At 53.6% G+C, this 23351-nt stretch carries 16 protein-coding genes; 7 read left to right on the plus strand and 9 right to left on the minus strand.

What is annotated here, in order from left to right:
* Window positions 1–280 precede the first annotated feature (280 nt).
* Complete coding sequence (locus Mag101_RS02150; RefSeq protein ID WP_198040055.1) at window positions 281–2584, plus strand: transporter substrate-binding domain-containing protein; 2304 nt, start codon at window positions 281–283, stop codon at window positions 2582–2584.
* Window positions 2585–2665: 81 nt separating this feature from the next.
* On the opposite strand, the gene Mag101_RS02155 is transcribed toward Mag101_RS02150, so the two are convergent.
* From Mag101_RS02155 to Mag101_RS02165, 3 genes are all read right to left on the minus strand, one after another.
* Entirely contained in the window at window positions 2666–3043 is a 378-nt protein-coding gene (locus Mag101_RS02155; protein ID WP_077400149.1) for a RidA family protein, read from the minus strand.
* A gap of 188 nt (window positions 3044–3231) precedes the next feature.
* Window positions 3232–4725: a CoA-acylating methylmalonate-semialdehyde dehydrogenase gene (locus Mag101_RS02160; protein ID WP_077400152.1), complete on the minus strand. Its 1494-nt coding sequence runs from the start codon at window positions 4723–4725 to the stop codon at window positions 3232–3234.
* 74 nt (window positions 4726–4799) lie between these two features.
* Complete coding sequence (locus Mag101_RS02165) at window positions 4800–6149, minus strand: aspartate aminotransferase family protein (protein ID WP_077400155.1); 1350 nt, start codon at window positions 6147–6149, stop codon at window positions 4800–4802.
* Between the two features lie 228 nt (window positions 6150–6377).
* On the opposite strand from Mag101_RS02165, the gene Mag101_RS02170 reads away from it, so the two are divergent.
* From Mag101_RS02170 to Mag101_RS02185, 4 genes are all read left to right on the plus strand, one after another.
* Window positions 6378–7304, plus strand: a complete 927-nt coding sequence (locus tag Mag101_RS02170) for a LysR family transcriptional regulator (RefSeq protein ID WP_077407988.1) — start codon at window positions 6378–6380, stop codon at window positions 7302–7304.
* A 139-nt stretch (window positions 7305–7443) separates the two neighbouring features.
* Complete coding sequence (locus Mag101_RS02175; RefSeq protein ID WP_077400158.1) at window positions 7444–8571, plus strand: StlD/DarB family beta-ketosynthase; 1128 nt, start codon at window positions 7444–7446, stop codon at window positions 8569–8571.
* A gap of 14 nt (window positions 8572–8585) precedes the next feature.
* The gene (locus Mag101_RS02180) at window positions 8586–9266 is read left to right on the plus strand and encodes an iron-containing redox enzyme family protein (protein WP_198040056.1); all 681 of its coding nucleotides are present in this window, start codon (window positions 8586–8588) and stop codon (window positions 9264–9266) included.
* Window positions 9267–9278: 12 nt separating this feature from the next.
* Window positions 9279–10193, plus strand: coding sequence for a DUF6999 family protein (locus Mag101_RS02185; RefSeq protein ID WP_077400164.1), 915 nt, complete (start codon window positions 9279–9281; stop codon window positions 10191–10193).
* On the opposite strand, the gene Mag101_RS02190 is transcribed toward Mag101_RS02185, so the two are convergent.
* Together Mag101_RS02190 and Mag101_RS02195 are read right to left on the minus strand one after the other, a co-directional pair.
* Window positions 10148–11491, minus strand: a complete 1344-nt coding sequence (locus tag Mag101_RS02190) for an NCS2 family permease (protein ID WP_198040057.1) — start codon at window positions 11489–11491, stop codon at window positions 10148–10150. The genes Mag101_RS02185 and Mag101_RS02190 overlap by 46 nt on opposite strands.
* A 31-nt stretch (window positions 11492–11522) precedes the next feature.
* Window positions 11523–12317: an outer membrane protein OmpK gene (locus tag Mag101_RS02195; RefSeq protein WP_077400167.1), complete on the minus strand. Its 795-nt coding sequence runs from the start codon at window positions 12315–12317 to the stop codon at window positions 11523–11525.
* Between the two features lie 315 nt (window positions 12318–12632).
* Between Mag101_RS02195 and Mag101_RS02200 the strand changes: the two genes are divergently transcribed.
* Together Mag101_RS02200 and Mag101_RS02205 are read left to right on the plus strand one after the other, a co-directional pair.
* Window positions 12633–14273: an acetolactate synthase large subunit gene (locus Mag101_RS02200; protein WP_077400169.1), complete on the plus strand. Its 1641-nt coding sequence runs from the start codon at window positions 12633–12635 to the stop codon at window positions 14271–14273.
* A 178-nt stretch (window positions 14274–14451) separates the two neighbouring features.
* Window positions 14452–16227 carry an ABC transporter transmembrane domain-containing protein gene (locus tag Mag101_RS02205; RefSeq protein ID WP_198040059.1) on the plus strand — a complete coding sequence of 592 codons (1776 nt, stop codon included), beginning with the start codon at window positions 14452–14454 and terminating at the stop codon, window positions 16225–16227.
* Here the strand turns inward: Mag101_RS02205 and Mag101_RS02210 are convergent.
* The 4 genes from Mag101_RS02210 to Mag101_RS02225 all read right to left on the minus strand — a co-directional run bounded on the left by Mag101_RS02210 (window position 16215) and on the right by Mag101_RS02225 (window position 23127).
* Window positions 16215–17180, minus strand: a complete 966-nt coding sequence (locus Mag101_RS02210; protein ID WP_077400175.1) for a transglutaminase domain-containing protein — start codon at window positions 17178–17180, stop codon at window positions 16215–16217. The genes Mag101_RS02205 and Mag101_RS02210 overlap by 13 nt on opposite strands.
* Before the next feature lie 349 nt (window positions 17181–17529).
* Window positions 17530–19152: a S8 family serine peptidase gene (locus tag Mag101_RS02215; protein ID WP_077400178.1), complete on the minus strand. Its 1623-nt coding sequence runs from the start codon at window positions 19150–19152 to the stop codon at window positions 17530–17532.
* Window positions 19153–19664: 512 nt separating this feature from the next.
* The gene (locus Mag101_RS17950) at window positions 19665–20054 is read right to left on the minus strand and encodes a DUF3574 domain-containing protein (RefSeq protein WP_232325100.1); all 390 of its coding nucleotides are present in this window, start codon (window positions 20052–20054) and stop codon (window positions 19665–19667) included.
* A gap of 460 nt (window positions 20055–20514) precedes the next feature.
* Window positions 20515–23127, minus strand: coding sequence for an SIR2 family protein (locus Mag101_RS02225; RefSeq protein ID WP_198040061.1), 2613 nt, complete (start codon window positions 23125–23127; stop codon window positions 20515–20517).
* Window positions 23128–23351: the final 224 nt, after the last annotated feature.

Genomic DNA, 23351 nt, shown 5'->3' on the forward strand with positions numbered 1-23351 from the left:
TTGCACAGGGGCCAGTCTGAACGGGTGGTCTATTTTCGCGCCAAGCGGAAAGTGGTAAATGGTTTGCTTTATTGAGTTAGCGACCGGCTGGCAGGCATCGCGGGTCAGCGGGCAGGGTGGTATGGTTGTGCAAAATTTGTGCGAAATCGAAATTTCACACGGTTTGTGAGACAGTTCACGTTCGATGCCGAAAACAGGAGATGTGCGCGGTATGGCCGGGTTATTAGGAAAACGGACACAAGAAAAGGATCGCTTGGGAGCTGTAAGAGCGGGATGGGTAGTGGCAATAGCCCTGCTCGGTATTCTGCTGGCCGCCTGTGGCGATACCAGCAGTGAAAAGGCGGCGCAGGTTCTCGAGAATGGCAGCGCGGCAGAGTTGACTGAGAAGGCGACTGAAGAGAAGGCTGAAGAAAGAGCCTCGCAGGCCAGCGAACCCACAGCCCCCGCATTTACCAACTATATCAATCAGGGCGACCTCGCCGAGATTCACCAGCAAGGTACCCTGAGGCTGCTTGCGCCCAAGGGGCTGGAAGAGGAGTCTTTACCGCGAGACGGCCTCCCCACGGCGGAATGGCGGGCCTTGGCCGAGAAGTTTGCCGAGCAGCGCGGGCTCGCCGTGCAGTGGATTTATGTGGATAACTTTGCCGATCTGATTCCCGCGCTACAGGAAGGGCGCGGTGATGTGATTGCGGTGAACTTTACCCGTACCGAACAGCGTGCTGAACAGGTCCTGTATGTACGCCCATTGAAGTATGTTCAGGAACAGCTGATCACTCGACGTAAGCAAGGTTCCGCTTCCAAGCCGGTTGCCGCCGCTGAACCCGTTTCTGCATCTATCAAGGTTGCGGTGCGTAAGGGTAGTGCTTTTGAAGAAACGATTTCCGAGTTGGCCGAGTCCTCCTCAAATAAGTCGCAGGTATCCCTGCAAGCTCAGATTCTCGATGAACCCATTAGTCAGGATGAATTGCTGGGCGGCGTCGCCGATGGCACTTTTGCCGCAACCATTATCGATAGCAATTTGTCCGCAGTATTGCTCGAAGATTTTCCCGCGCTAAAGGCTGAAAACCTTAGCGATCGCCGCCGCGCCATCGCCTGGGCCGTGCGCAGTAATGCGGTAGCGCTGGGGCAGGCATTAAATGAATTCTTGACCGAAGAGCACCTGGTCGCGGCACAACAGCGCAATAGCGCTCGCCGCGATTGGGCGCAAATCAAAAAAAGTAAAACCCTGCGCGTGCTGACCCGCAATCACCCCGCCTCCTACTTTATGTGGCGCGGCGAACTGATGGGTTTTGATTACGACTTGTTAAAGCGTTTTGCCAAAGACCATGGCTTGCGCCTGAGCATGGTAGTGCCCGGCCACGATGTGGATCTGGCGGAGGCGCTGGCAGAGGGCATGGGGGATGTGATCGCCGCATCCATGACCGTCACCGACGCGCGCAAACAGCAGGGATTGGTATTTACCCGCCCATACATGCAGGTCACCGAACAATTGATCGCTGCTGTAGACAATACGCAGGAACTGGCAGTTCCCGTTGCCGAGCGGTTAATCGGCCAATCCGTCGCAGTAAACCCTCTCAACAGCTATTACTCCAGCCTCGAGGCGCTGGCGGCACTGCAGTCTGACGTTGCGGAAAGTGAGGGCAGTAAGCCGGTTAATATTTTGCCGATTCAGGGAGCCACCACAGAGCAGCTGATCGATGCGGTTGCGGAGGGACGTTACGACTACACGGTGGCAGATTCGCATCTGGTGCAAATCGAGCAAACCTATCGCGATGATTTTGCGGTGGTCGGTGACCTTTCCGAAGAGCAGGACATTGCCTGGGCAGTGCGGAAAGACCAGCCGGAATTACTGGGCAAGCTGAATGGTTTTTTGAACAAGTACTACCGTGGCCTGTTTTTCAATGTGACTTACAACAAGTACTTCAAGGAAGAAAAGCACATCAAGGGCAAACAGGGACAGCGCCTGCGAGATACCACCGAGCTGTCACCTTACGATCCGCTAGTGCGCAAACACGCGGTACCCGCCGATCTGGACTGGCGCATGGTGGTGTCGCAGATGTATCAGGAAAGTCGCTTCAATCCCAAGGCTCGCTCCTTTGCCGGTGCCCGCGGCCTGATGCAGGTGATGCCGCGCACCGGCAAGCAGCTCGGCATCTCCGATTTGTATCATCCGGAAAACAGTATTCGTGCTGGGGTATCTTATCTCGGCTGGCTGGAAGAACGTTTCCCCTCATCGCTGCCGTTTGATCAGAAGATTTATTTCTCCCTGGCCGCTTACAACGCCGGACATGGGCATGTAAGAGACGCGCGAGTGCTGGCGAAAAAGCTGGGCAAGGATCCGAATCGCTGGTTCGATAATGTGGAAGAGGCCATGCTGCTGCTGTCAAAACCGCAGTACTACAAGAAAGCGCGCTTCGGTTACGTACGAGGGCGGGAGCCGGTGAATTATGTACGGGAAATTCGCGATCGCTATTTCGGCTATCTGTCGGTGGCGAAAAAAGAGCGGTTGGGAGAAAGCCTAGGAGAAAGTCTCGGAGAACAACTCGGCGAGCTGCCAGGAGAGAAAGCGGCCGAGCAGCTTTGATTGGCGTCGTTCGGGGGGCAGGGAAGATCAGGATTAACTGACCTTCCCCGACTGGGCAAACGAGATTACCCAAAGTGTGTGTTAAACGCGCGCGGTCACCTGAATTTCAATTTTCATCGCGTCGTCCAGCAGGCGCGCTTCAAACATGGTGGCTGCGGGTCGTACCTCCCCCAGCCACTTTTCAAATACCGGCCAGCAGGGTTTGAAGTCATCGCGGTTGGGCAGGATGTAGGTCACCCGCACGATCTGTGCGATGCTGCTGCCCGCTTCTTTCAGAGCCTGTTCAATATTCGCAAAACACTGGTCCGCCTGTTCCGCGGCATCGTCACTGATGCTGTTGGTGGCGTAGTTGTAGCCGGTGGTGCCGGAGACGAAAACGTAATCGCCATCCACAACCGCGCGGGAATATCCGATCTTGGTTTCAAATTCCGATCCGCTGGAAATCAGCTTTCTGCTCATTGTGCGCACTCCTTGAATTGCAGTGTATCCGCAGCTGGGCGGATTGTTGGGGGCGCGGATAATGACACATTGTGAACAATTCTGCTAAATATCTCCTCTTGACCAATAAATATTGCGCGGTGGTTCATAAATAAAAACGCCCGCAGATTTCTCTGCGGGCGTTTTTCGTATACAGCGAGTGGAGCGGATCAGTTACTCGGGAAAGAGAACTGCGCACCTTCGCGCACGCCGCTGGATGGCCAGCGCTGGGTGATGGTCTTGCGCTTGGTATAGAAGCGCACACCGTCTGGGCCGTAGGCACCCAGATCGCCGAACAGGGAGCGCTTCCAGCCGCCGAAGCTGTGGTAGGCCACCGGTACCGGCAGCGGTACGTTGATGCCGACCATGCCCACCAGGATGTTGTCGCTGAAGTAGCGCGCCGCTTCGCCGTCGCGGGTGAAGATACAGGTACCGTTGCCGTACTCGTGATCGTTGATCATCTGCATGGCCTGTTCCATAGATTCGGCGCGCACTACCAGCAGCACCGGGCCAAAGATTTCCTCTTCGTAGCAGGTCATGCCCTGCTTCACCTGGTCGATCAGGGTACCGCCGACAAAGAAGCCGTTTTCATAACCGGCCACCTTTGGATCACGGCCGTCGACCACAATGGTCGCACCCTGCTCGGCGGCGCTGGCGATATAGCCGTCCACCTTGTTCTTGTGTGCCTCAGTGATGACCGGGCCAAAGTCGTTGCTGCTGTCGGTGTAGGCACCCACTTTAAGGTCTTTCATGGCGTGGGACATCTTGTCGATAAAGGTATCCGCAGCTTCATCGCCCACACACACCGCCACCGACAGTGCCATGCAGCGCTCACCGGAGGAACCGAAAGCGGCACCGGTCAGTGCGGCGACGGCATTATCCATGTCCGCATCCGGCATGATGATCGCGTGGTTCTTGGCACCGCCCAGTGCCTGGCAGCGTTTGCCGTTGGCGCTGGCCGTGGCGTAAACGTATTCGGCGATCGGGGTGGAACCAACAAAGCTCACCGCTTCCACACGCGGGTCGGTCAGCAGGGTATCTACCGCAACCTTATCGCCATTCACCACATTGAATACGCCATCCGGCAGGCCGGCTTCCTGCAGCAGTTGTGCCAGCAGCAGGGCGCAGGAAGGGTCGCGTTCGGAAGGCTTCAGTACAAAGGTGTTGCCGCACACGATGGCCAGCGGGAACATCCACAGCGGTACCATGGCGGGGAAGTTGAACGGGGTAATACCGGCAACCACGCCCAACGGCTGCATTTCGCTCCAGGAGTCGATGTCCGGGCCAACGTTGCGGCTGTGTTCACCTTTGAGCATCTGCGGCGCAGTGCAGGCAAACTCCACATTCTCGATACCGCGGGTCAGTTCGCCCATGGCGTCGTGGGAAATCTTGCCGTGTTCTTCGCCGATCAGCGCGCAGATTTTTTCTGCATTGTCTTCCAGCAGCTGCTTGAACTTGAACATGATACGGGCGCGTTTGATCGGCTGGGTGTTGCGCCAGGTCTTGTACGCCTCGGACGCCGCCGCGACCGCTTCTTCCACGGTGTCTTTTGCGGCGATCGCTACCTGCTTGGAAACCTCACCGGTTGCCGGGTTGAATACGTCCTGGGTGCGCTCGGCGGCGTCGACGGTTTTGCCGTTAATAAAATGGCCAACAATGCTCATGTTGTTTCCTCGGTTAACTCTCTAAATTTTTCGTGTTCTTAATACGTTTGGTTTGTGTGCTTTATTAGCCGGTCTCAGCCGGCAGCGATGCTGGTGATGGCATCGCCCAGGGCGCTGACCAGGGTGTCGACTTCTTCCGCCTCGGCCACAAACGGCAGGCCCAGCTGAATGGTGTCGCCACCGTAGCGTACGTAAAAACCCTTTTCCCACATCTTCATCGCGATCTGGTACGGACGCAATAGTGGTTCACCCGGTGCGGCCTCGATGGTGAGACCCGCGGCAACACCGCAGTTGCGGATGTCGGTCACCAGCGGTGTGCCTTTCAATTGATGCACGCGGTCTTCCAGTACCACTGCCAGTTCGGCGGCGCGGGAGAAGAGGTTTTCCTTCTCCAGGATATCCAGTGATGCGAGCGCTGCCGCGCAGGACACCGGGTGGGCGGAATAGGTGTAACCGTGGGGCAGTTCCAGCAGGTACTCGGGGCCGCCCTGTTCCATAAAGGTATCGTAAATTTCCTGCTTGGCGATGACCGCGCCCATGGGGACGGCGCCATTGGTCAGCTGCTTGGCCGTGTTGATGATGTCCGGGGTAACACCGAAGGCCTCGGCGCCGGTGGCGGCACCCATACGGCCAAAGGCAGTGATCACCTCATCGAAAATCAGCAGGATGTTGTGCTGGTCGCAAATCTCACGCAGGCGCTGCAGGTAGCCCACGGGGGGCGGCAATACACCGGCGGAGCCGGCCATGGGCTCGACGATGACCGCGGCGATGTTAGAGGCATCGTGCAGGGCAATCATTTCCAGCAGGTCGTCTGCCAGGTGGGCACCTTCCTCGGGCATGCCCTTGCAGAACTTGTTCTGCGGCAGCACGGTGTGCGGCAGGTGGTCGGCATCTACGGCGGTGCCGTACAGCGCGCGGTTGGCGCCGATACCGCCGACACTGATGCCGCCAAAGTTCACCCCGTGGTAACCCTTGGCGCGGCCGATCAGCTTGGTTTTCGATGGCATGCCCTTTTTGCGCCAGTAGGCGCGGGCGATCTTTAGGGAGGTTTCCGCAGACTCGGAACCGGAGCCGGTGAAGAACACGCGGTTCAGGCCTTCCGGCATGAACTGGGTGATGCGCTCTGCCAGCTGGAAGGCCTTGGGGTGGCCAAACTGGAACGCCGGCGCGTAGTCCAGGGTGCGCAGCTGCTGGCTCACCGCGTCGGCAATTTCCACGCGGTTGTGGCCGGCGCCGCAGGTCCACAGGCCGGAGAGGCCGTCGAAGATGCGGCGGCCATCGGCGCTGGTGTAGTAGCAGCCTTCGGCGCCTTTGATGATGCGCGGGTCCTGCTTGAACTGGCGGTTGCCGGTGTAGGCCATCCAGTGGGCATCTAGCTGGTCCTGGCTCAGGCCGGCAAACTTGTCGTTCACGCTCATGTCCATTGCTCTGCTCCCCTTTGTTCCTGGTTCTTATTTCTTGTCACTTGCTGCTTATCGATAGCAGCTTGTTTGGTTTGGTTGCAGCCAATGTAGAAGAGCTTTAATGTTGCATAAACTGTTATTTATCGATGTTAAGTTTCATATTTGTGAAACAAAGTGTTTAAAGAGGCCGGGCGAGATGGCTCGGCTGGATTGGTTGGATTGACTGGTCTGACAGAATTGGGGGGTATCGTGGGGCGCAAACAAACGGCGCTGCTGGGGCAGCTGAGTGATATCGACCTGCGCCTGTTGCGGGTATTCCGCGCGGTGGCGGAGGCAGGGGGCTTCTCGGCGGCGGAGCTGGAGCTCAACGTGGGGCGCTCCACCATTAGCCGCCATATCAAGGACCTGGAGGTGCGCCTTGGCGTGACCCTGTGCCAGCGCGGGCGCAGCGGCTTTGCCCTTACCAGCGAGGGGCGCCAGATCTACCAGGCCACCCTGCGCCTGCTCAGTTCCCTGGACGCGTTTCGCGGTGAGGTGGCGGATGTGCACAAGCGCATGACCGGGCATATCTCCCTGGCTCTGTTCGACAAGATGGTCACCAACCCTGCCGCCCATATCGACGCCGCCCTGCGCCAATTTGACGATCTGGCGCCGGAGGTCAGCCTGGATATCCACATCGAGCCGATCAATGAAATCGAGCGCGGGGTGATGGAGGGGCGCTTCCAGCTGGGGGTGATCCCCGCCCACCGCGAGTCCCCCAGTCTCGATTACCAGCACCTGTTTTATGAGCAGATGTATCTCTACTGCGGCTACCGCCACCCGCTATTCGGTACCGCGGATATCTCCATCGACGACGACGCCATCCGCGCGTGCAAATACGCCGGCCTCGGCTATCACTCACCGAATATGGAAGTGGGTAACCGGCTGGGGTTGCAGCGGGACATTACCGTCAACGACCAGGAAGCCATCGTTCACTGCCTGCAGACCGGGCGCTATATTGGCTATCTACCAGACCATTATGCGGAGACGTTTTTGAAGAAAGGCGAGATCCGTGCAATACATCCACAGCGCTATCAATACGAGTGCGACTTTGTGGCGATCCAGCGGCTATCGCCCAGGCCTTCACGTATTGTGCAAACTCTATGGGATTGCCTGGCCGAAGCGCACGTACACTGAGTGCTACAGGGAAGGCAGTATTTCTAACAGCAGGCCATTACTGACGATGTGATATTGGCAGCATCGTACCGCCGTATCGTTCTCCGGGCGGCCCGGATGATAATATGCCCGCCCAGAGCACGGACGAGAAGGAAGGTACATGCAGGGCGTATTTATCACCGGTAGCGGCAGTTTCCTGCCCGGTGCACCGGTGGACAACCGCGAGATGGAATCGCGCATCGGGTTTCTCGGAGAGCACAGTCGCAAACTCAAGGCGCTGACCCTGCGCCAAAATGGCATCCGCCAACGCCACTACGCTTTGGACGCGGAGGGCAATCCACTGTTCACCAACGCGCAGATGGCTGCCCGCGCGGTGGAAGCTGCCTGTGACGCTGCACGCCGGGATCCCGCGCAACTGCAGTATCTCGCCTGTGGTACAACCCAGGCGGATTTTCTGGTGCCGGGTATCGCCAGCGCAGTGCACGGTGAGTTGGCACACACACCCATGGAGATCAGCTCCCACCAGAGTGTCTGTGGCAGCAGCATGATGGCGATCAAGTCCGCCTGGCTGAATGTCCATGCAGGTCAGCATCGCATCGCCGCGGTGAGCGGCAGTGAATTTTCCAGTCGTTGGTTCCAGCCGGGTTTTTACCGCGCAATCGATTTTTCCCTCATGAACACACAGCAGGCGATGCAGTATGAATTTCTGCGCTGGACACTATCGGATGGTGCCGGCGCACTGGTGATGGAAGCCGAACCGAACCCGCAGCGCCCCAGCCTGAAAATCGATTGGATCGAACAGAAATCCTTTGCCGACCGCTTCCCCACCTGCATGTTTGCCGGCACTCGCGATAACAGTCCGGAGGATGCCAAACCCTGGGCTCACTACGAATCCCCTGGTGCTGCCTATGAACAGGGCGCCATCGTATTGCGGCAGGACTTCGACCTGCTGGACCAGATGTTTCCGGTGTGGATGGGCTATTTCCTCGAAGTGCTGGACAAGCATCAGCTGTCGCCGCGAGATATCCGTTATTTTCTGCCGCACTATTCTGCACGCGCGCTGGGCGAGCGTATGAAAACGTTGCTCACCCGCTCTGCTGCGATGATTCCCGAAGAGCGCTGGCGCAACCATCAGCAGGAAGTCGGTAATGTGGGCTCGGCGTCCATCTTTCTGCTGATCGACCGGTTGCTGCGGGAGGAAAAACTGGAGCGCGGTGATCGCATATTGTGTTTTGTGCCGGAGAGCGGCCGGTGTCTGGCGTCTTTTATGAGCCTAACGGCCGTGTGATGGAGAGAAATAAGATGGAAATGGTAGAAAACAAATCTGCGGCGGTCATTCGTGAGCTCGGTAAAACCTGGGCGGATTTCGAAGGGCGTCTTATCCGTGTGCCGATCGTCGCCCGCGCGCTGCGCGGTGCGATACGGCTGGAGGACTACCGGCTGTTACTGCACGACCATTACCAACAGGTACTGGACGGCTCGCGCTGGATTGCCTGCGCAGTATCGTCCATCGGCAGTGAGCATCTAGAGCTGCGCTCGCGCTTTCTCGAACACGCGCGTACCGAGCACCGCGACTACGAAATGCTACAGCGGGACTTCGAATCCGTCGGCGGAGACGTCGCGGTACTGCGCGCCGGCCGGCAGAATATTGGCTCCCGCGCCCTGTCTGCCTGGATGTTCCAGCGCGCCGGCGCCGCCGATCCGCTGGACCTGTTGGGTGCGATGTTTATCATCGAAGGGCTCGGCAAACACTTTGCCGGTATTTTCGCTCGCGCCCTGCAGCAGCATTTAGATCTGGGCTCTCATCAGGTTTCTTTTTACCGCTATCACGCCGAGCACGACGAGGATCACGTGGGGGAGTTGCAGGAAGTACTGGAGTCCGGAGTGCTGGCGATCGATGGCCTCGCCGAGCGGATACTGGAAACCGCGCGGGTAACTGGCCGTCTTTATTTACTGCAGCTGGAAGAGTTGGGAAATTATTAAGGCGGGATACGCATGAGCTGGAAAAGCGATTTTGAAAATGAGCGGATCGACCGTCGCGACCCCAACCCCTGGCTGGCGCTCTATCTGGACCGTAGCCTGCCCATTCATGAACCAGCGAAAAAGGCATTGCTTGCCGGCAATAATACCTGGTCGCGGCGCCTCCTGTTGCCAGTAGTGCGGCCGCTGGCGCGGCTCAGTATCGTGCTGGTGCAACTGCTGCGGATCGTGATTCCCGAGCGTTGGAATTCATCGCGGCTACTGCACAAAACCATCTACTGGGGGCTAAAGTACTTTGTCCGCGGTGACGCAAACTATCTGATACTACGCCATTTCAATATCGGTACCGAGTTATTGCAGTTTATTGCCGACAATATCGACGGCGTACGCATCTCAAGTACCAAACCTCTGCGCCCGAAAAACCTGTGCGACCTGCTCGACGATACCTTTCTGATCCACGATCTGAATATCTACAATTTTATCGCCGAGCTGAATGAGCAGTTGCGCCGCGACGGCCGCGATATCCGCGCGGCCGAGCGGCTGGATTTCTCCGCGATCACCGATGGCGAATTCGACCTGCAACCGGGCGGTGATCACGCCACCAATGTGCTGGATCTTCAGACCGCCATCGAAATGTACACGCCGCTCTACGCGCTATTCCTGTCCGATCACGACTTTTGGCGCGCGAGCAACTCCCTGCAGCTGGACGAGACCATCTCCATCTACATCGGCAAGCTGCTGAACGACAGCATGGCCCTGTCCCTGGTCAGCAACCGCCACCCGATGGTACCGCACTCCACACTACAGGCGGGTTTTCGCCTGATGCTGCACGGGCTGGATGCGGAGCTGCTACACGGCTATCTGCGCAGCCTAAAACAGGCCAATCAGAAGAATACAAACTTGGCGGTGAACAGCACCGCCAGTGCGTAGACACTGATGCTCACATCCTTATGGCGGCCGCTCAGGGTTTTGATCAGCGCGTAGCAAATAAAGCCCAGCGCAATGCCGTTGGCGATGGAGAACGACAGCGGCATCATCACCGCAGCGATTACCGCAGGCGCCGCCTCGGTAATGTCATCCCAGTCGATAGTGGACAGGCCGGAGGTCATCAGTACCGCAACGTACATCAGTGCACCGGCAGTCGCGTAGGCCGGAACCATACCCACCAGCGGCGAGAAGAACAGCGCCAGCAGGAACAGGCCCGCACATACTACCGCGGTCAGACCGGTACGGCCGCCAGCGGCAACACCCGCGGTGCTTTCCACGTAGGTAGTAGTGGTGGAGGAACCCATCAGGGAACCCACCGCAGACGCGGAGCTGTCTGCCATCAGCGCCTTGCCCATACCCGGCAGCTGGCCTTTTTTGTCCAGCAGCTTGGCGCGGTCGGCGGTGCTCAGCAGGGTGCCGGCGGTGTCGAACAGGTCCACAAACAGGAACGCGAAGATCACGCTGATCATGCCTACGTTAAACGCACCGGCAATATCCAGCTGCATAAAGGTCGGCGCCATGCTCGGCGGTGCGGAAACCAGGCCACCGTACTGCACCTTGCCCAGGGCCAGCGCAATACCGGTCACGATCAGAATGCCGATCATCACCGCGCCCAGCATACGGCGGTAAGCCAGCGCCGCAATCAGTACAAAGCTGAGTGCGGCCAGCACCGCTTCCGTGGAAGTGACATCACCCAGGGTTACCAAAGTGGCTGGGCTTGCGGTCACGATGCCCGCGCTCTTCAGCGCGATGATCGCCAGGAACAGGCCCACACCGGCCGCCAGCGCCTGACGCAGGGACATGGGAATACTGTCGATCACCCACTGGCGCACCTTGAAGATGCTGAGCAGCAGGAACACTACACCGGAGATAAATACCGCACCCAATGCCACCTGCCAGCTGTAGCCCATTTCACCCACAACCACGTAGCTGAAGAAGGCATTCAGGCCCATGCCCGGCGCCAGCGCAAACGGGTAGTTGGCGTACAGGCCCATGATCAAACAGCCTACTGCCGCGGCGAGACAGGTCGCGGTAAAGACCGCGCCCTGATCCATGCCGGCAGCAGACATGATGTTCGGGTTAACGAAAATGATGTAGGCCATGGTCAGGAAGGTGGTGAGACCGGCAATGACTTCCTGGCGCACAGTGGTCTTGCGCTCGGACAGTTTGAACAGGCGCTCGAGGATATTCGCTTGCGGGGCCGCGCGGTTGGCGGCCGCGGTAGATTTCGACTGGCTCATGGTATTGCGCACCGATTAATTAGAGGATTAATTAGAAGTGGTACTTCAGCAGCAGGTTGATGTTGCGCTCGTTGGAATCGATACCGAAGGTACCGTCCTTGATGCCGAACTTATCGTTCCAATGCACGTACTCAACACCGGCGTACAGCTTCTTCGGGTTGCCGCTGCGCGCGCCAATGTCCCACTTCAGCTGGGAGGTGAAGTTCAGGCTGGCGTGTACATCGCGGGAAGCGCTGGCCCAGTCGATAAAACCGTCATACAGGAAGGATTCGCTACCGATGGTGAACGGCAGGCCCCACACTAGGGTCAGCTGCTCGTTGTCCGCACGCTTCTCGTTGTTGCGGTGGTAAACGTTGGCCTGCAGGTAAGCAAAGCCCGGCGCGTCCAGGTCAAAACCCACACCCGCCAGTTTGTTGACGAAGCGTTCGCCGGTTACCAGCAGGTTGTCCGGGTCATCGGTATTGCCCAATTCCAGCTGGCCAGCCAGCAGCACGTCTTTTACCGGGCCAAATGCGACATCGTTACCCAGCTTGCCCAGGCTCAGGCGCGGGGAGATTTCACCGTACAGTTCGGCAGAACCGTCGGTGGACTTGAGGTAGTCGCCGAACATGAACAGGTCGCCCCAGGTGTGGCCGCTCACGTGTTCGAAGGTGAGAACGTTACGGGTGCTGTCGTCGGTAGACAGGCCGTAGTTCACTTCGTAGTTCTTACCGTGCAGCGCGGTCAGGCTGTTGTCACTCCACAGGGTTTTGGCTTGGGTGCCAGCGGTGAACAGGCCGGTCAGCAGGGAAAGGGATAGGGCGGGCAGGGACTGGGTCAGCTTCATGGTTACCTCAAGTGAGCTGGCGGAATCCTTCCCGACACACGGAGCGACTTGGAAGTCACTCTCTGGCTATAAACTATGGCTAAAAAATAGGCGCGCAATGTACCGGAACTAATGGGGCAGTTTCAAGGCTTTCGGCGCCAGACTGCGAGGTCAGCAACAAGATGGTTGAGTTCGCCAGTTAATATGGGCGGGACTTCAAATATGGCGCGTCTGCTACGCTGCTATTGCAATTGGATCGGCGCATTCCCGGTGGCTCAGCGGGGTAGCGGTGGCGCTAGATATAGCCCTTAGTGAAGGCATTAGAGAGGGAATTTGGTGAAAGCATCGGATCTGTTTGTGCGCGCACTGGAAGCGGAAGGTGTCGAGTTCGTCTTTGGCATCCCCGGAGAAGAAAACCTGGACTTGCTGGAATCCCTGCGCGGTTCCAAGATCCGGCTGGTGATTGGCCGCCATGAGCAGGCGGCCGGTTTTATGGCGGCCACCTACGGGCGGCTGACCGGTAACGCCGGCGTGTGCCTATCTACCCTCGGCCCTGGCGCCACCAACCTGGTGACGGCAGCCGCCTACGCGCAGCTCGGCGCCATGCCCATGGTGATGGTCACCGGGCAGAAACCGATCAAAAGCTCGAAACAGGGGCGCTTCCAGATTATCGACATCGTCGACATGATGCAGCCGCTGACCAAGTTCACTAAGGTGATCGTCAGTGGCGACAATGTGCCGGCGCATGTGCGCGAGGCATTTCGGCAGGCGGAGGAAGAGCGGCCCGGTGCGACGCACCTGGAGCTGCCGGAAGATATCGCTCGTGAGCACTCCACCATGCCGGTGCTGGAACCCAGCTATACCCGCCGGCCGATCGCCGAGAATAAAGCCGTGTGCCAGGCAGTGCAGGCCATCGCCGCCGCACGCAAGCCGCTGTTGTTAATCGGCGCCGGTGCCAATCGCAAACTCACTGCAAAAATGCTGCGGGAATTTGTGGAAAAGTTTGGCATCCCCGCAGTGACCACGCAGATGGGTAAAGGCGTGATCGACGAAGCGAGTTCGTATTTTATCGGCAACACCGCCTTGTCCGACGGCGACTTCGTGCACCGCGCCATTGATCAGGCCGATCTTATTATCAACGTCGGTCACGACGTTGTGGAAAAACCCCCGTTCTTCATGCGCCCGGGCGGTCCAGAAGTGGTGCATATCAACTTCAGTTCCGCACAGGTCGACCCGGTGTATTTCCCGCAGATTGAAGTGGTGGGTGATATCGCCAACAGCCTGTGGCAGATAAAAGAAAAGCTTGAGCCGCAAAGCCACTGGAGCTTCACCGACGCGCACCGGATTCGCGATGCGCTGCGCAAGCATATTGTGGACGGCGCACAGGACGCGAGCTTCCCGGTAAAGACGCAGCGTCTGGTAAAAGAAGTGCGCGAGGCGGTGCCGGATAACGGCATCATCGCACTGGACAATGGCATGTACAAAATCTGGTTTGCGCGGAACTATCAAGCGCACAAACCCAATACCGTGTTGCTGGATAATGCACTCGCAACCATGGGCGCCGGCTTGCCTTCCGCCATGGCCGCAAAGCTGGTGCATCCGGATCGCAGTGTGGTGGCGATCTGTGGCGACGGCGGTTTTATGATGAATTCCCAAGAGCTGGAAACCGCGGTGCGCCTGAAACTCGACCTGGTGATTTTAATTCTGCGTGACGACGGCTACGGCATGATCAAGTGGAAGCAGTCGCAGATGGATTTCCACGACTTTGGCCTGGATTTCGGCAACCCGGATTTTGTTGCCTACGCAGGGTCCTATGGGGCCAGCGGTCACCGTATCGAACGCACAGAAGATATTCGCCCCACCATCGAACGCTGTATGCAGGAAGGGGGGATACACCTGATCGATATCCCCGTGGACTACAGCGATAACGACCGTATCTTAAACCGCGAGATTCGCGAGCTCTCCGCCAAGCTGTAAACGCGAAACGACTATTCAGGAGTTGAGCTTTTGGGTCTGGTGTGAACTCGGGTAACGGCATACTATCGCCGATTGATTTACACAGAAGACCTTCTTTATGCCGGACTCCCGTGCGCCCTCAGCAACTGACATCGCCCCATCGCAATCTCCAAAATCTGCGAGCTTAAGCGCAACTTCCATGGCCAGGGCGCTGTGGCCATTCGTGCGGCCCTACAAACTGGTGCTGGTGTGCGCGGCGCTGGCGTTGGTGTTTACTGCGGGTATCACCCTGTCCATCGGCCAGGGCGTGCGACTGCTGGTGGACGAGGGTCTAACCGGCGATTCCACCCAGGCGCTGTCCCACGCGGTGTTTATTATTATGGTGCTCGCGGTGCTGATGGCCCTGGGTACCTACACCCGGCACTATTTGGTTTCCTGGCTGGGCGAACGGGTAGTGGCGGACCTGCGCAAAGCGGTGTTCGATCATATCGTCACCCTGCATCCGAGCTATTTCGAAACCAACCGCAGCGGCGAGATTATGTCTCGCCTCACCACCGACACCACCTTGCTGCAGCAGATTATCGGTACCTCATTTTCCATGGCGCTGCGCAGTGCACTGATGTTTGTCGGTGCGTTGATTCTTCTATTGTTTACTAATTTGAAGTTGAGCCTGATGGTGCTGATTGGCGTACCACTGGTACTGCTGCCGATTACCCTTTACGGGCGCCGGGTGCGTAAACTCTCCAAGGCAAGCCAGGACTCCATTGCCGATGTGGGCAGCTACGCCGGAGAAATTATTCAGCACATTAAAACCGTGCAGAGCTACACGCGAGAGCGCCATGAAATGCAGGCGTTTTCCGGTGAAGTGGAAGTCGCGTTTGGCGTTGCCAAGCGACGTGTGCGCCAGCGCTCGCTGCTTATTGCGGTAGTGATATTGATGATGTTCGGTGCGGTCAGCGGCCTGATTTTGGTCGGCGGCAACGACATGATTGCCGGGCGCATCACCAGCGGTGACCTCGCCGCGTTTGTTTTTTATGCAGTGATGATGGGCTCAGCGGTGGCCACAATTTCCGAGGTCTACAGCGAGCTGCAGCGTGCCACCGGTGCCACCGAACGGCTGATTGATCTGCTAAATGTAAAAGCGGAAATTCCTGTCAGTGAAGTCGCTTCGTCCCAAACCGCTGGGCAAGATACAGACAGCAAGGTAGATGGCGCGCAAGGTGAAGCCCAGCTCGCCTTCGAGTCCGTCACCTTCCACTACCCCTCACGACCGGATAAACCCGCATTGGAAGAGCTGAGCCTGGATGTGCCCGCGGGCAAAAGCCTGGCTCTCGTCGGCCCATCCGGCGCAGGTAAATCCACCATGATGGATTTGCTGCAGCGCTTTTACGATCCGCAAAGCGGGCGCATCACCTTAAATGGATCCGATATTCGCGATCTCGATACCGTCGTATTGCGCAGCCAGATGGCGGTAGTGCCGCAGCAGCCCGCACTGTTTACTGCGGATGTCTGGTACAACCTGCGCTACGGCAAGCCCGATGCCAGCGACGAAGAAGTCATTGCCGCAGCCAAGGCCGCACACGCGCATGAATTTATTGAGCAACTTCCAGACGGCTACAACAGTCACCTTGGCGAGCAGGGCGCACGGCTCTCCGGTGGACAGCGGCAGCGTCTCGCCATTGCCCGGGCCATTCTTAAAGACCCCACGATTTTGTTGCTGGACGAAGCTACCAGTGCACTCGATGCTGAGAGCGAACACCATGTGCAGCGTGCGTTAGAAACGCTGATGAAAGATCGCACCACAATTATTATTGCCCACCGCCTTGCCACTATCCTGCACGCGGACAATATCGCCGTGCTGGAAAACGGCCGTCTGGTTGCTCAAGGCCGACATCAGCAATTGGTGGAAAGCTCCCCGCTGTACAAACGCCTCGCCGAGCTGCAATTTCGCGAGGCGCAAACTCAGGAATCCTGATCGGTAATCGGTGACGACTCCGCCGCTTGCAGTAGCTCGCGCCGGCTCTGCAGTTGGTACACTCGCTGCAGGTTTCTTTTGGCGGAGACATTTTTATCGTCCAGGGCAATGGCGCGGGTGTAACTCAACTCCGCCAATTCCAGGCTGCCTTGACGTCGGTACAAATAGCCGAGGGTGTTCCATACCACGGACGATTCTGGTGAGAGTGTCAGCGCCTGCCGAGCAATACCAATCGCCGCGTCGAAATTTTCGTCCCGGGCCTCACTCAAAGCCAGATTATTCAGGTACAACACCTGCACGTCCTCATCCGAAAGTTTCTCGTGGCGGTAGTGCGAGCGCGGCTCGAAATTCATTTCCACAATCCGCGTGCTCCAGCCGTAGGAAATTTCCGCATTGATATGCAGGACGTTCTCTACCAGTACCCGTCCACTGTCGCTGCGCGTAGCGCGCCGCTCCTTCGGCGCATACACCCGGTTAAAGTGAGCCGGTACGCCCACCTCCCGCGCCAGCGCCACAATCATCGCCGCAAACGAAATACAGTTGCCGCGCTGCTGCGAGAACGTCTCGGCGGCGGTGGCGGTGGTATCCAGGTCGTACTCCATGAAAAACCGCTGCTGGCGCAGCGTGCGCAGAATCCGTCGCATGCGCTGGTTCGGCGAAAGGGATGGATCGATCGAATCCACAAACGCTTTCATCTCTGGCGATACCGCCAGCAGGTCCGGTGCCAGTGTTTGCAGGTCCGCCTGCGGGGGTTGCTGCCCTTCCATTTCCCAGGGTAGAGGGGGCAGGGGGGCGCTCGCGAGCGACAAGCCACCACCTGTTTGTGCGCTGTGGACAAGTGGCGCAACGCGCGCACTGAACTCTCCACTCCCGGCAGCAGTATTCTCGGGCAGCATCGTCGAGCTGCTACATGCAGCCAGCGTCGCACTGGCTAAAATCGCAATCCATCGCATAAGTCAATTCTCCTGAAAGTTGGAGTATTGATGCACATAAATATCGATTTAGATGCGCTGGATCGACGAAATTGCTAAAAATGGGGGTAAAACGAAGATCTGTGCGGACACACGTCGGCAAACCGAGTGACAGCTGCGGCCGGCCGAATGGATGAAGCGTGACTGGAACCGGAGGGCTGGTCCTAAGAGGCGAGAAAGTTTCGTCTAGGTGACTGATATCCCTTGGGGGGAAAAGGATCTTGGCAGTTTATCAATCAGGTGCAAAGGCACATGGTTTATGGATGAGAATCCCTGCCGGCTGCTACAAACATACCGACAGGAATCCTATATCGTATTGCCAGAGCTCAAGTTAGTCTTGAGGCCCCGCGAATAGCTTTCCGATATTGGCCTCATACTTCCACGAGGAAGTTCCGCCTTGAAGTTCATTCCAATTGGTTGTGTAGAAGTGGTCTTGAATTTTGCTGTTGTAATAGCGATAAAGGCTCTTGGTGTCGCCGCTCAATGGTAGATAAGTAGCTATACCGTTGTAGGACCACCCGTTACCGCCTCCACCGAGCTCCCCGTAGTTGGTGGTGTATAAATGGTCAGTTTGCGACGCATTGTAATAGCGATATAGCGGCTTGCTGTTCGTTTGCTGCCCTCGATATGCATAGCCAGTAACGCCCTCATACTTCCAGTCGCTGTCTGGTGCCGACTGCATCTCCCACCAGTTTTGGGTATAGAAGTGATTTCCTATCTTGTCGTTGTTATAGCGATGGAATGCGGTGTAGGTATTTGACGTCCCGAGGGAATAGGCAAAAAGATTGGGAGTATCGGTGGTCTTCCGGTCAGAGACCTTACCATAGGTAACTTTACTCATTACCCTGTTTACTACATTGGCGACAGCGGCATTTGGTGCTCCCTGAAGGTAAAGTGCCGCAATGCCACTTACATGGGGTGCTGCCATTGAAGTGCCTTGCCAGGATGTGATTGCTGTATTACTGGTTGAGTATGCAGATAGGATATCTACACCAGGCGCCCATACATCAACACACTGTCCATAGTTGGAGAATGATGCTCGTGCATCATTTTTATCCGTTGCACCAACGGTAAGAGCTTCCTTAACTCGTGCAGGTGACTGTGTGCACGCATCTTTCGCGTCATTTCCAGCGGAAACTACGACGGTAAACCCGGCATTAATCGCATTTTTTACAGCGTTGTCTACGGAAGTGGAAGTAGGTCCTCCAATGCTCGCATGAATTACCGCGGGCTTCACTCCATTGGATACAACCCAGTCAAGTGCGCCAATAAAATCGCTCCAATCTCCAGTGCCACTACAATTCTGTGTTCTTAGAGATACCAGCTTTACGGATTTCGCGACGCCGTACGTCTTGCCGCCGATTGTGCCGGCAACATGGGTGCCGTGACCATTACAATCGCTACCACTGCCCTGATTGTTACTGATGAAATCCCAACCCGAGCTGGCCCGACCCTCGAATTCGGTATGGCTGGTTCTGATTCCAGAGTCAATCACATAGGCCGTAACACCAGCTCCGGTGCGATCATATACATATGACCCATTCAGGCTACGACTTCTTTGGTCGACCCTGTCGAGGTTCCACGGAGCATTGGACTGCGTTGCATTAAGCCAGGTTTCACCCACCTGTTCGACGCGTTTGACACCGGCCTTTTTACTCAGCTTTTCGAGGGCTTTAATGTCACCTTCGACGACAAAACCGTTTATTACCTTGTTGAAGGACCGCTTTAAGCGCAACCCGTTCTCATGAGCAATCTGTATTGCACGTTCTGAGCGATTTAAGCCAGAATATTGAGATGTTGCTGCTCCGTTTGACGACACGTCGTCCATTATGACGAGATATTTCTCCGTACCATTTTTTTGCAACTGGACGAATTTGCTATTTTTTTCGGCTACTGCTTGGCTAGAAAAAATAACTGCTGCAACCAAAGTACCAAATATACCGAATCCTTTCATTCTTGCTCCAAAGAACTTGACTGTGTAATTAGTTGATAAAGCATAGGAATATATTTGGTACTGTTTTGACAGTGCCAAATATATAAAAGAAGCATTTTAAATGCGCAGTTAGGCTAGCATCTATATTCGATTTGATTAATCCTTGCCATTAAATCTTTTTTGTAAATGTGATTTATTTGGCATTTGTGTTTTTATAAAAACTGAACATTTATTCATGTTGATATCAATATGAAGTTTATATTAAACATTTACATATGCTTACTTTTTAAGTGAAGCGTGGTGCTTGTTTTTTTGTTGAGCACCAATAAGGTGCTCTATTTTTTGCTTAGGTTCATGGGTGGGATAAGATGGTGCACTTGTAAATTTTCTTCACGCAATCGGTTTGGGCACTGATTAAATATATTTTTCTTCAAAAAATTGGCAGCGAGTGTGATAGATTGGATGATCTAATTTGAACCTCTACTTTATTCTTAAGGTAGGTACTATCTAGATTTCTGAGGATTGGAAGCAGTTTATTTGAAGGAGACGCAGACCTGATTGCGTACCCTCAACACCGACTCCTGCTGGAATCGTCGCTTGTAGATATCCACAAGCTCGCCAATAGCGGTATCAGACTCTGCTGTTTCCCGATGCACCAGCAACAAAACTTTACTGCGCTCGCGCACAATTTCGCCGCTACTGCCGCGCCACTGCCCCCTGCCAGAAAGTACCGTAAAGCCATTGGGGAAGCGCGGTGACACCGCATTGGCAAGGAAGTCCCGCCACTCGGCATCTGACACCTCACCGGTGAATGTTTCTGTGCCAAAGAAAAGTTGGTCGTGGATTTGTAATTGCTCGCCCGGGTTGCACTTTAACTCAGGATTGGAGACGCAGCCAGCAAATGTCGATAGGCTGATCAGCAAATAGAATTGACGGACAATGGATGGGAGATCATTGATACCACTTGGAATTTTCCTGGGGGGTTTGCAGCAAAGAGTCCGTAGATTAGCTATCGCAGAAAAGTTCATTCTGACCTATGTATTGTCTTACATTCTAGTCTTGCTTGGACGGGACGCAGCCCGTCTTGTCAGAGGGAAGCTATTTAAAGAAGGATATCAGAAAAATCGATTTAATCATTCTTTTTTGAGCAGCCAAGTGACAGAATAAATGTAGTGGATGTGGCCATTCTCATGGTTTTTTAGCTGGCTAGAACCTCGGCTGAATATATTTTTTTCAAAATGGTTGTTTGCTCGGTTTGAAAATTATATGTTCAATTAAGCCTCTAGTTTTTTAAGTATAGAGGTAAGCTGATATGAAGGTCTTGCATCTCATTTTTGAGTGAAAGACCTAGGGTGTTAGGGTCAATTTTGTTAAACCATTTCTCTAGTGTATTCTTTCCGGTTGGTCATTTCTTGTGAAAATAGATGAGTTTATTTCGTCTAACCAATTGTTCGGTATTATCGGCCAGCACTTAAATTTAAAGTAGTTTTGGAAGCTATTTCTTATTTGCTTTTTAATGATGTTCTTTGCCTTTTGCTCATGATCTAATATTGCAAATGCTGCCACCTTTACGTCATCAGAATTTGATTGTGCGGAAAGGTTTTGAATTTTTGTTTTCGTAAAATCCCGGCCAAGTTTTTTGTTGGAAAAATAGCTGTTAATTATGAATGCTTCTGCATCTGGAATTTCTTCGAATGATTTGTATTTTTCAAACATCTTTATTACAGCTTTGTAGTTTTCTTCTAGTAAGTATACGTAAGAAAGCCTATTCAAGTATTCACTCATTGCGCCACCTTTTTGGAAGGATCTCTCAATATGCTTCCTGGCGGTTTCATAGTCTGATTTTTGGATGAGGATTTCTGATTTGTAGTAGTGGTATCGATGTTCAAGAAAAGTATATTTGTTTTCCTCTAGCAGGTTTTCTATTGGCTCAATTAATTCTTCGTCCGAGCAAGAAAGAAAATTTATAATTCCTTCCAAAAAGCTGTCTGCGTCATTTGAGTGGATGGCTTTTGTATACATTTCTTTGGATTTTTTTGTGTCTCGGTTTAGGCCAATTTCGTACTCTGCTGCGTAGAGATAAAATATCCCCTCTTTCTGAAAGTGTGTCTTCGTTAGAAAATTTTCAAAAAAATCTTTTGAGATTTCCTTGTGGCCTTCATTTTCTTCTGCGTCTGGAAGGCATTCAACTAAATTGGCTATAAGTTTACTTATTGTAATTCTTTTCTCTTTTGAGGATATTTCGTGGATCGCTTTGAGGTCTTCAATATATGATTTCATTTTCGGGAAGACTTTTTTTCGGGCAGTGTCCTTCGATTTTATGCTTAGAGTGTTCGAGTGGTTAGGGTTTACTGACTCCATATTTGTTATTAGTTTTTGTATTTCTTTATCAGTATTCGGATCTTTATTATGTTGGTTTGCCAGGATTGAATATTTTTCATTCCAGGCGGAGTTGGATAGGCTTGGCTCAAGTGAAATGCTTTTGTCGAGAAGGTCAATTATTTTGGAAGCTTCTTTTTTTTTGTTTATTGGGTCTGTTTTTTCCTGGCTAATTAGGGATGATGCATAAAAATTTAGTATTTGATACGAGTGTGTGTTTCTTTCAAGGGTTTCTTTAAGGTATTCAGTTTTTTCATCTCCTTCCAGGAAATTAGATTTTTGGAGGTGGAAAGAATAGTTGTTTTTATCGCACTCGATCAGTCTGTCGCACCAGTTTAGGACAGATCTTGTGTCTCCCTTTTTTTCAAAAATATCGATTATTTTTTGTATATAAAAAGGTTTTACATCATCGTCATTTGCGTCTGAGTAATCTTGCTCTGCTACTTTATAGGCTTCATCTAGTTCGTTCTTTGCGATTAGGTTGTTAATCGCAAATAGGTTTCTTGAGTCTGCTATCGATATGTTCGATTTTTTCCTGGCTTCTTCAGAAAAGTTTGTTATGAAGTTAAAAATTTCACGTTTGCTATCTGCATTCTTAATGGTTGATATTTCTTCTCCGATGATTTCATGTTCGGCGAGTCTGAAATCGTCTTTTAAGATGTTTTTAATTGTACTTTTGATTTTTGAATTGTCATGACTTGACTCGATGTCTAGCCTTTTTTGGGTGATTTGGAAGTGAAGCTCGGAAAATAGTTGGTCAAATCCTTCGATAAGTACTGGATATATTTTTTCTCGCCAGAGTAAGTTTTGGAGCTCTGGACCTATTTCATCGTCTTCTCTAAAGCACCAGTAAACACCATTATTTAGATACTCATCTTGTTTGGATAGCATATCCAAAACATCCATCACAGAACGATCTGATCCTGAGTAGCCAACTATTATGAGTCCAAATTCTTTACAGAATTCTATTAGTTTGTCTTTCGTGTTTTTTTCTAGCGATTCCGTTTCTCGGATGGTGTTTTTGATGTCATCAAAAAGATAGTCGCCATGAATCTTAATTACTTTTGGCCTGGATGATGTAATCGAAACACGTTTTATCGATGAGTCATGGGCGCACATTATTGGTCGAATATTTGAAAATTGATAAAACGCTTCATTTATCAGGTCGTCGAAGTTTGTAGTAAAGACTGCATTAAAAAATCCGCTTTCAACTAGGCGTGTTAGATACGCATATCCAATCGACGGTAGTTTGCCGTCCACTAGACCTTCGATAAATCTTCGTCTTTGCGTAGGCAGGTCGCATTTTTTTTCGAAAAGAGACGCGTACGGGTTATTTGGCTTGTACCACTTTTGGTGGTTCGATTTGAAGTACTCTATCGCTTCGCTCGAAGAGTTTGTCTTTTTTCCGGATAGATTTGAATATATTTCAAGTGCCCATTCTTCAATCAGACTTGAAGCTGCAGGGATGCCGGATGTAACTGAAGCTCCTGCTCCTAGAAAAATATTGTAGTTTGCACTTATCCCTTCGCGATTCCTTAGGTGTGTTGTTAGGTCATTGACGGTTCTTAGTTTATGTCTGAGATTTCCATCTTCATGTAGCAGTACAGATGCTTTCAATTTAATTGTTCCTTAATGTCAAATTCGTATGCGGATGCCACGAATAGCATTTTTAAGCCTTACCAAAATCGAAAAGACGCAGTATTTACCGAAGCTTTTGGTTTTCAATATTTATACGTTGGCGTAAATGCCATTATTTTCAGTTTATATCACGATAAATCAGGCGATGGGGGAGCTGTAATCTGTTGTAATCAGTAGGTGTGTATTTACTAACTTCTCTGCTG

Source organism: Microbulbifer agarilyticus (assembly GCF_001999945.1).
Taxonomy (GTDB): Bacteria; Pseudomonadota; Gammaproteobacteria; order Pseudomonadales; family Cellvibrionaceae; genus Microbulbifer; species Microbulbifer agarilyticus_A.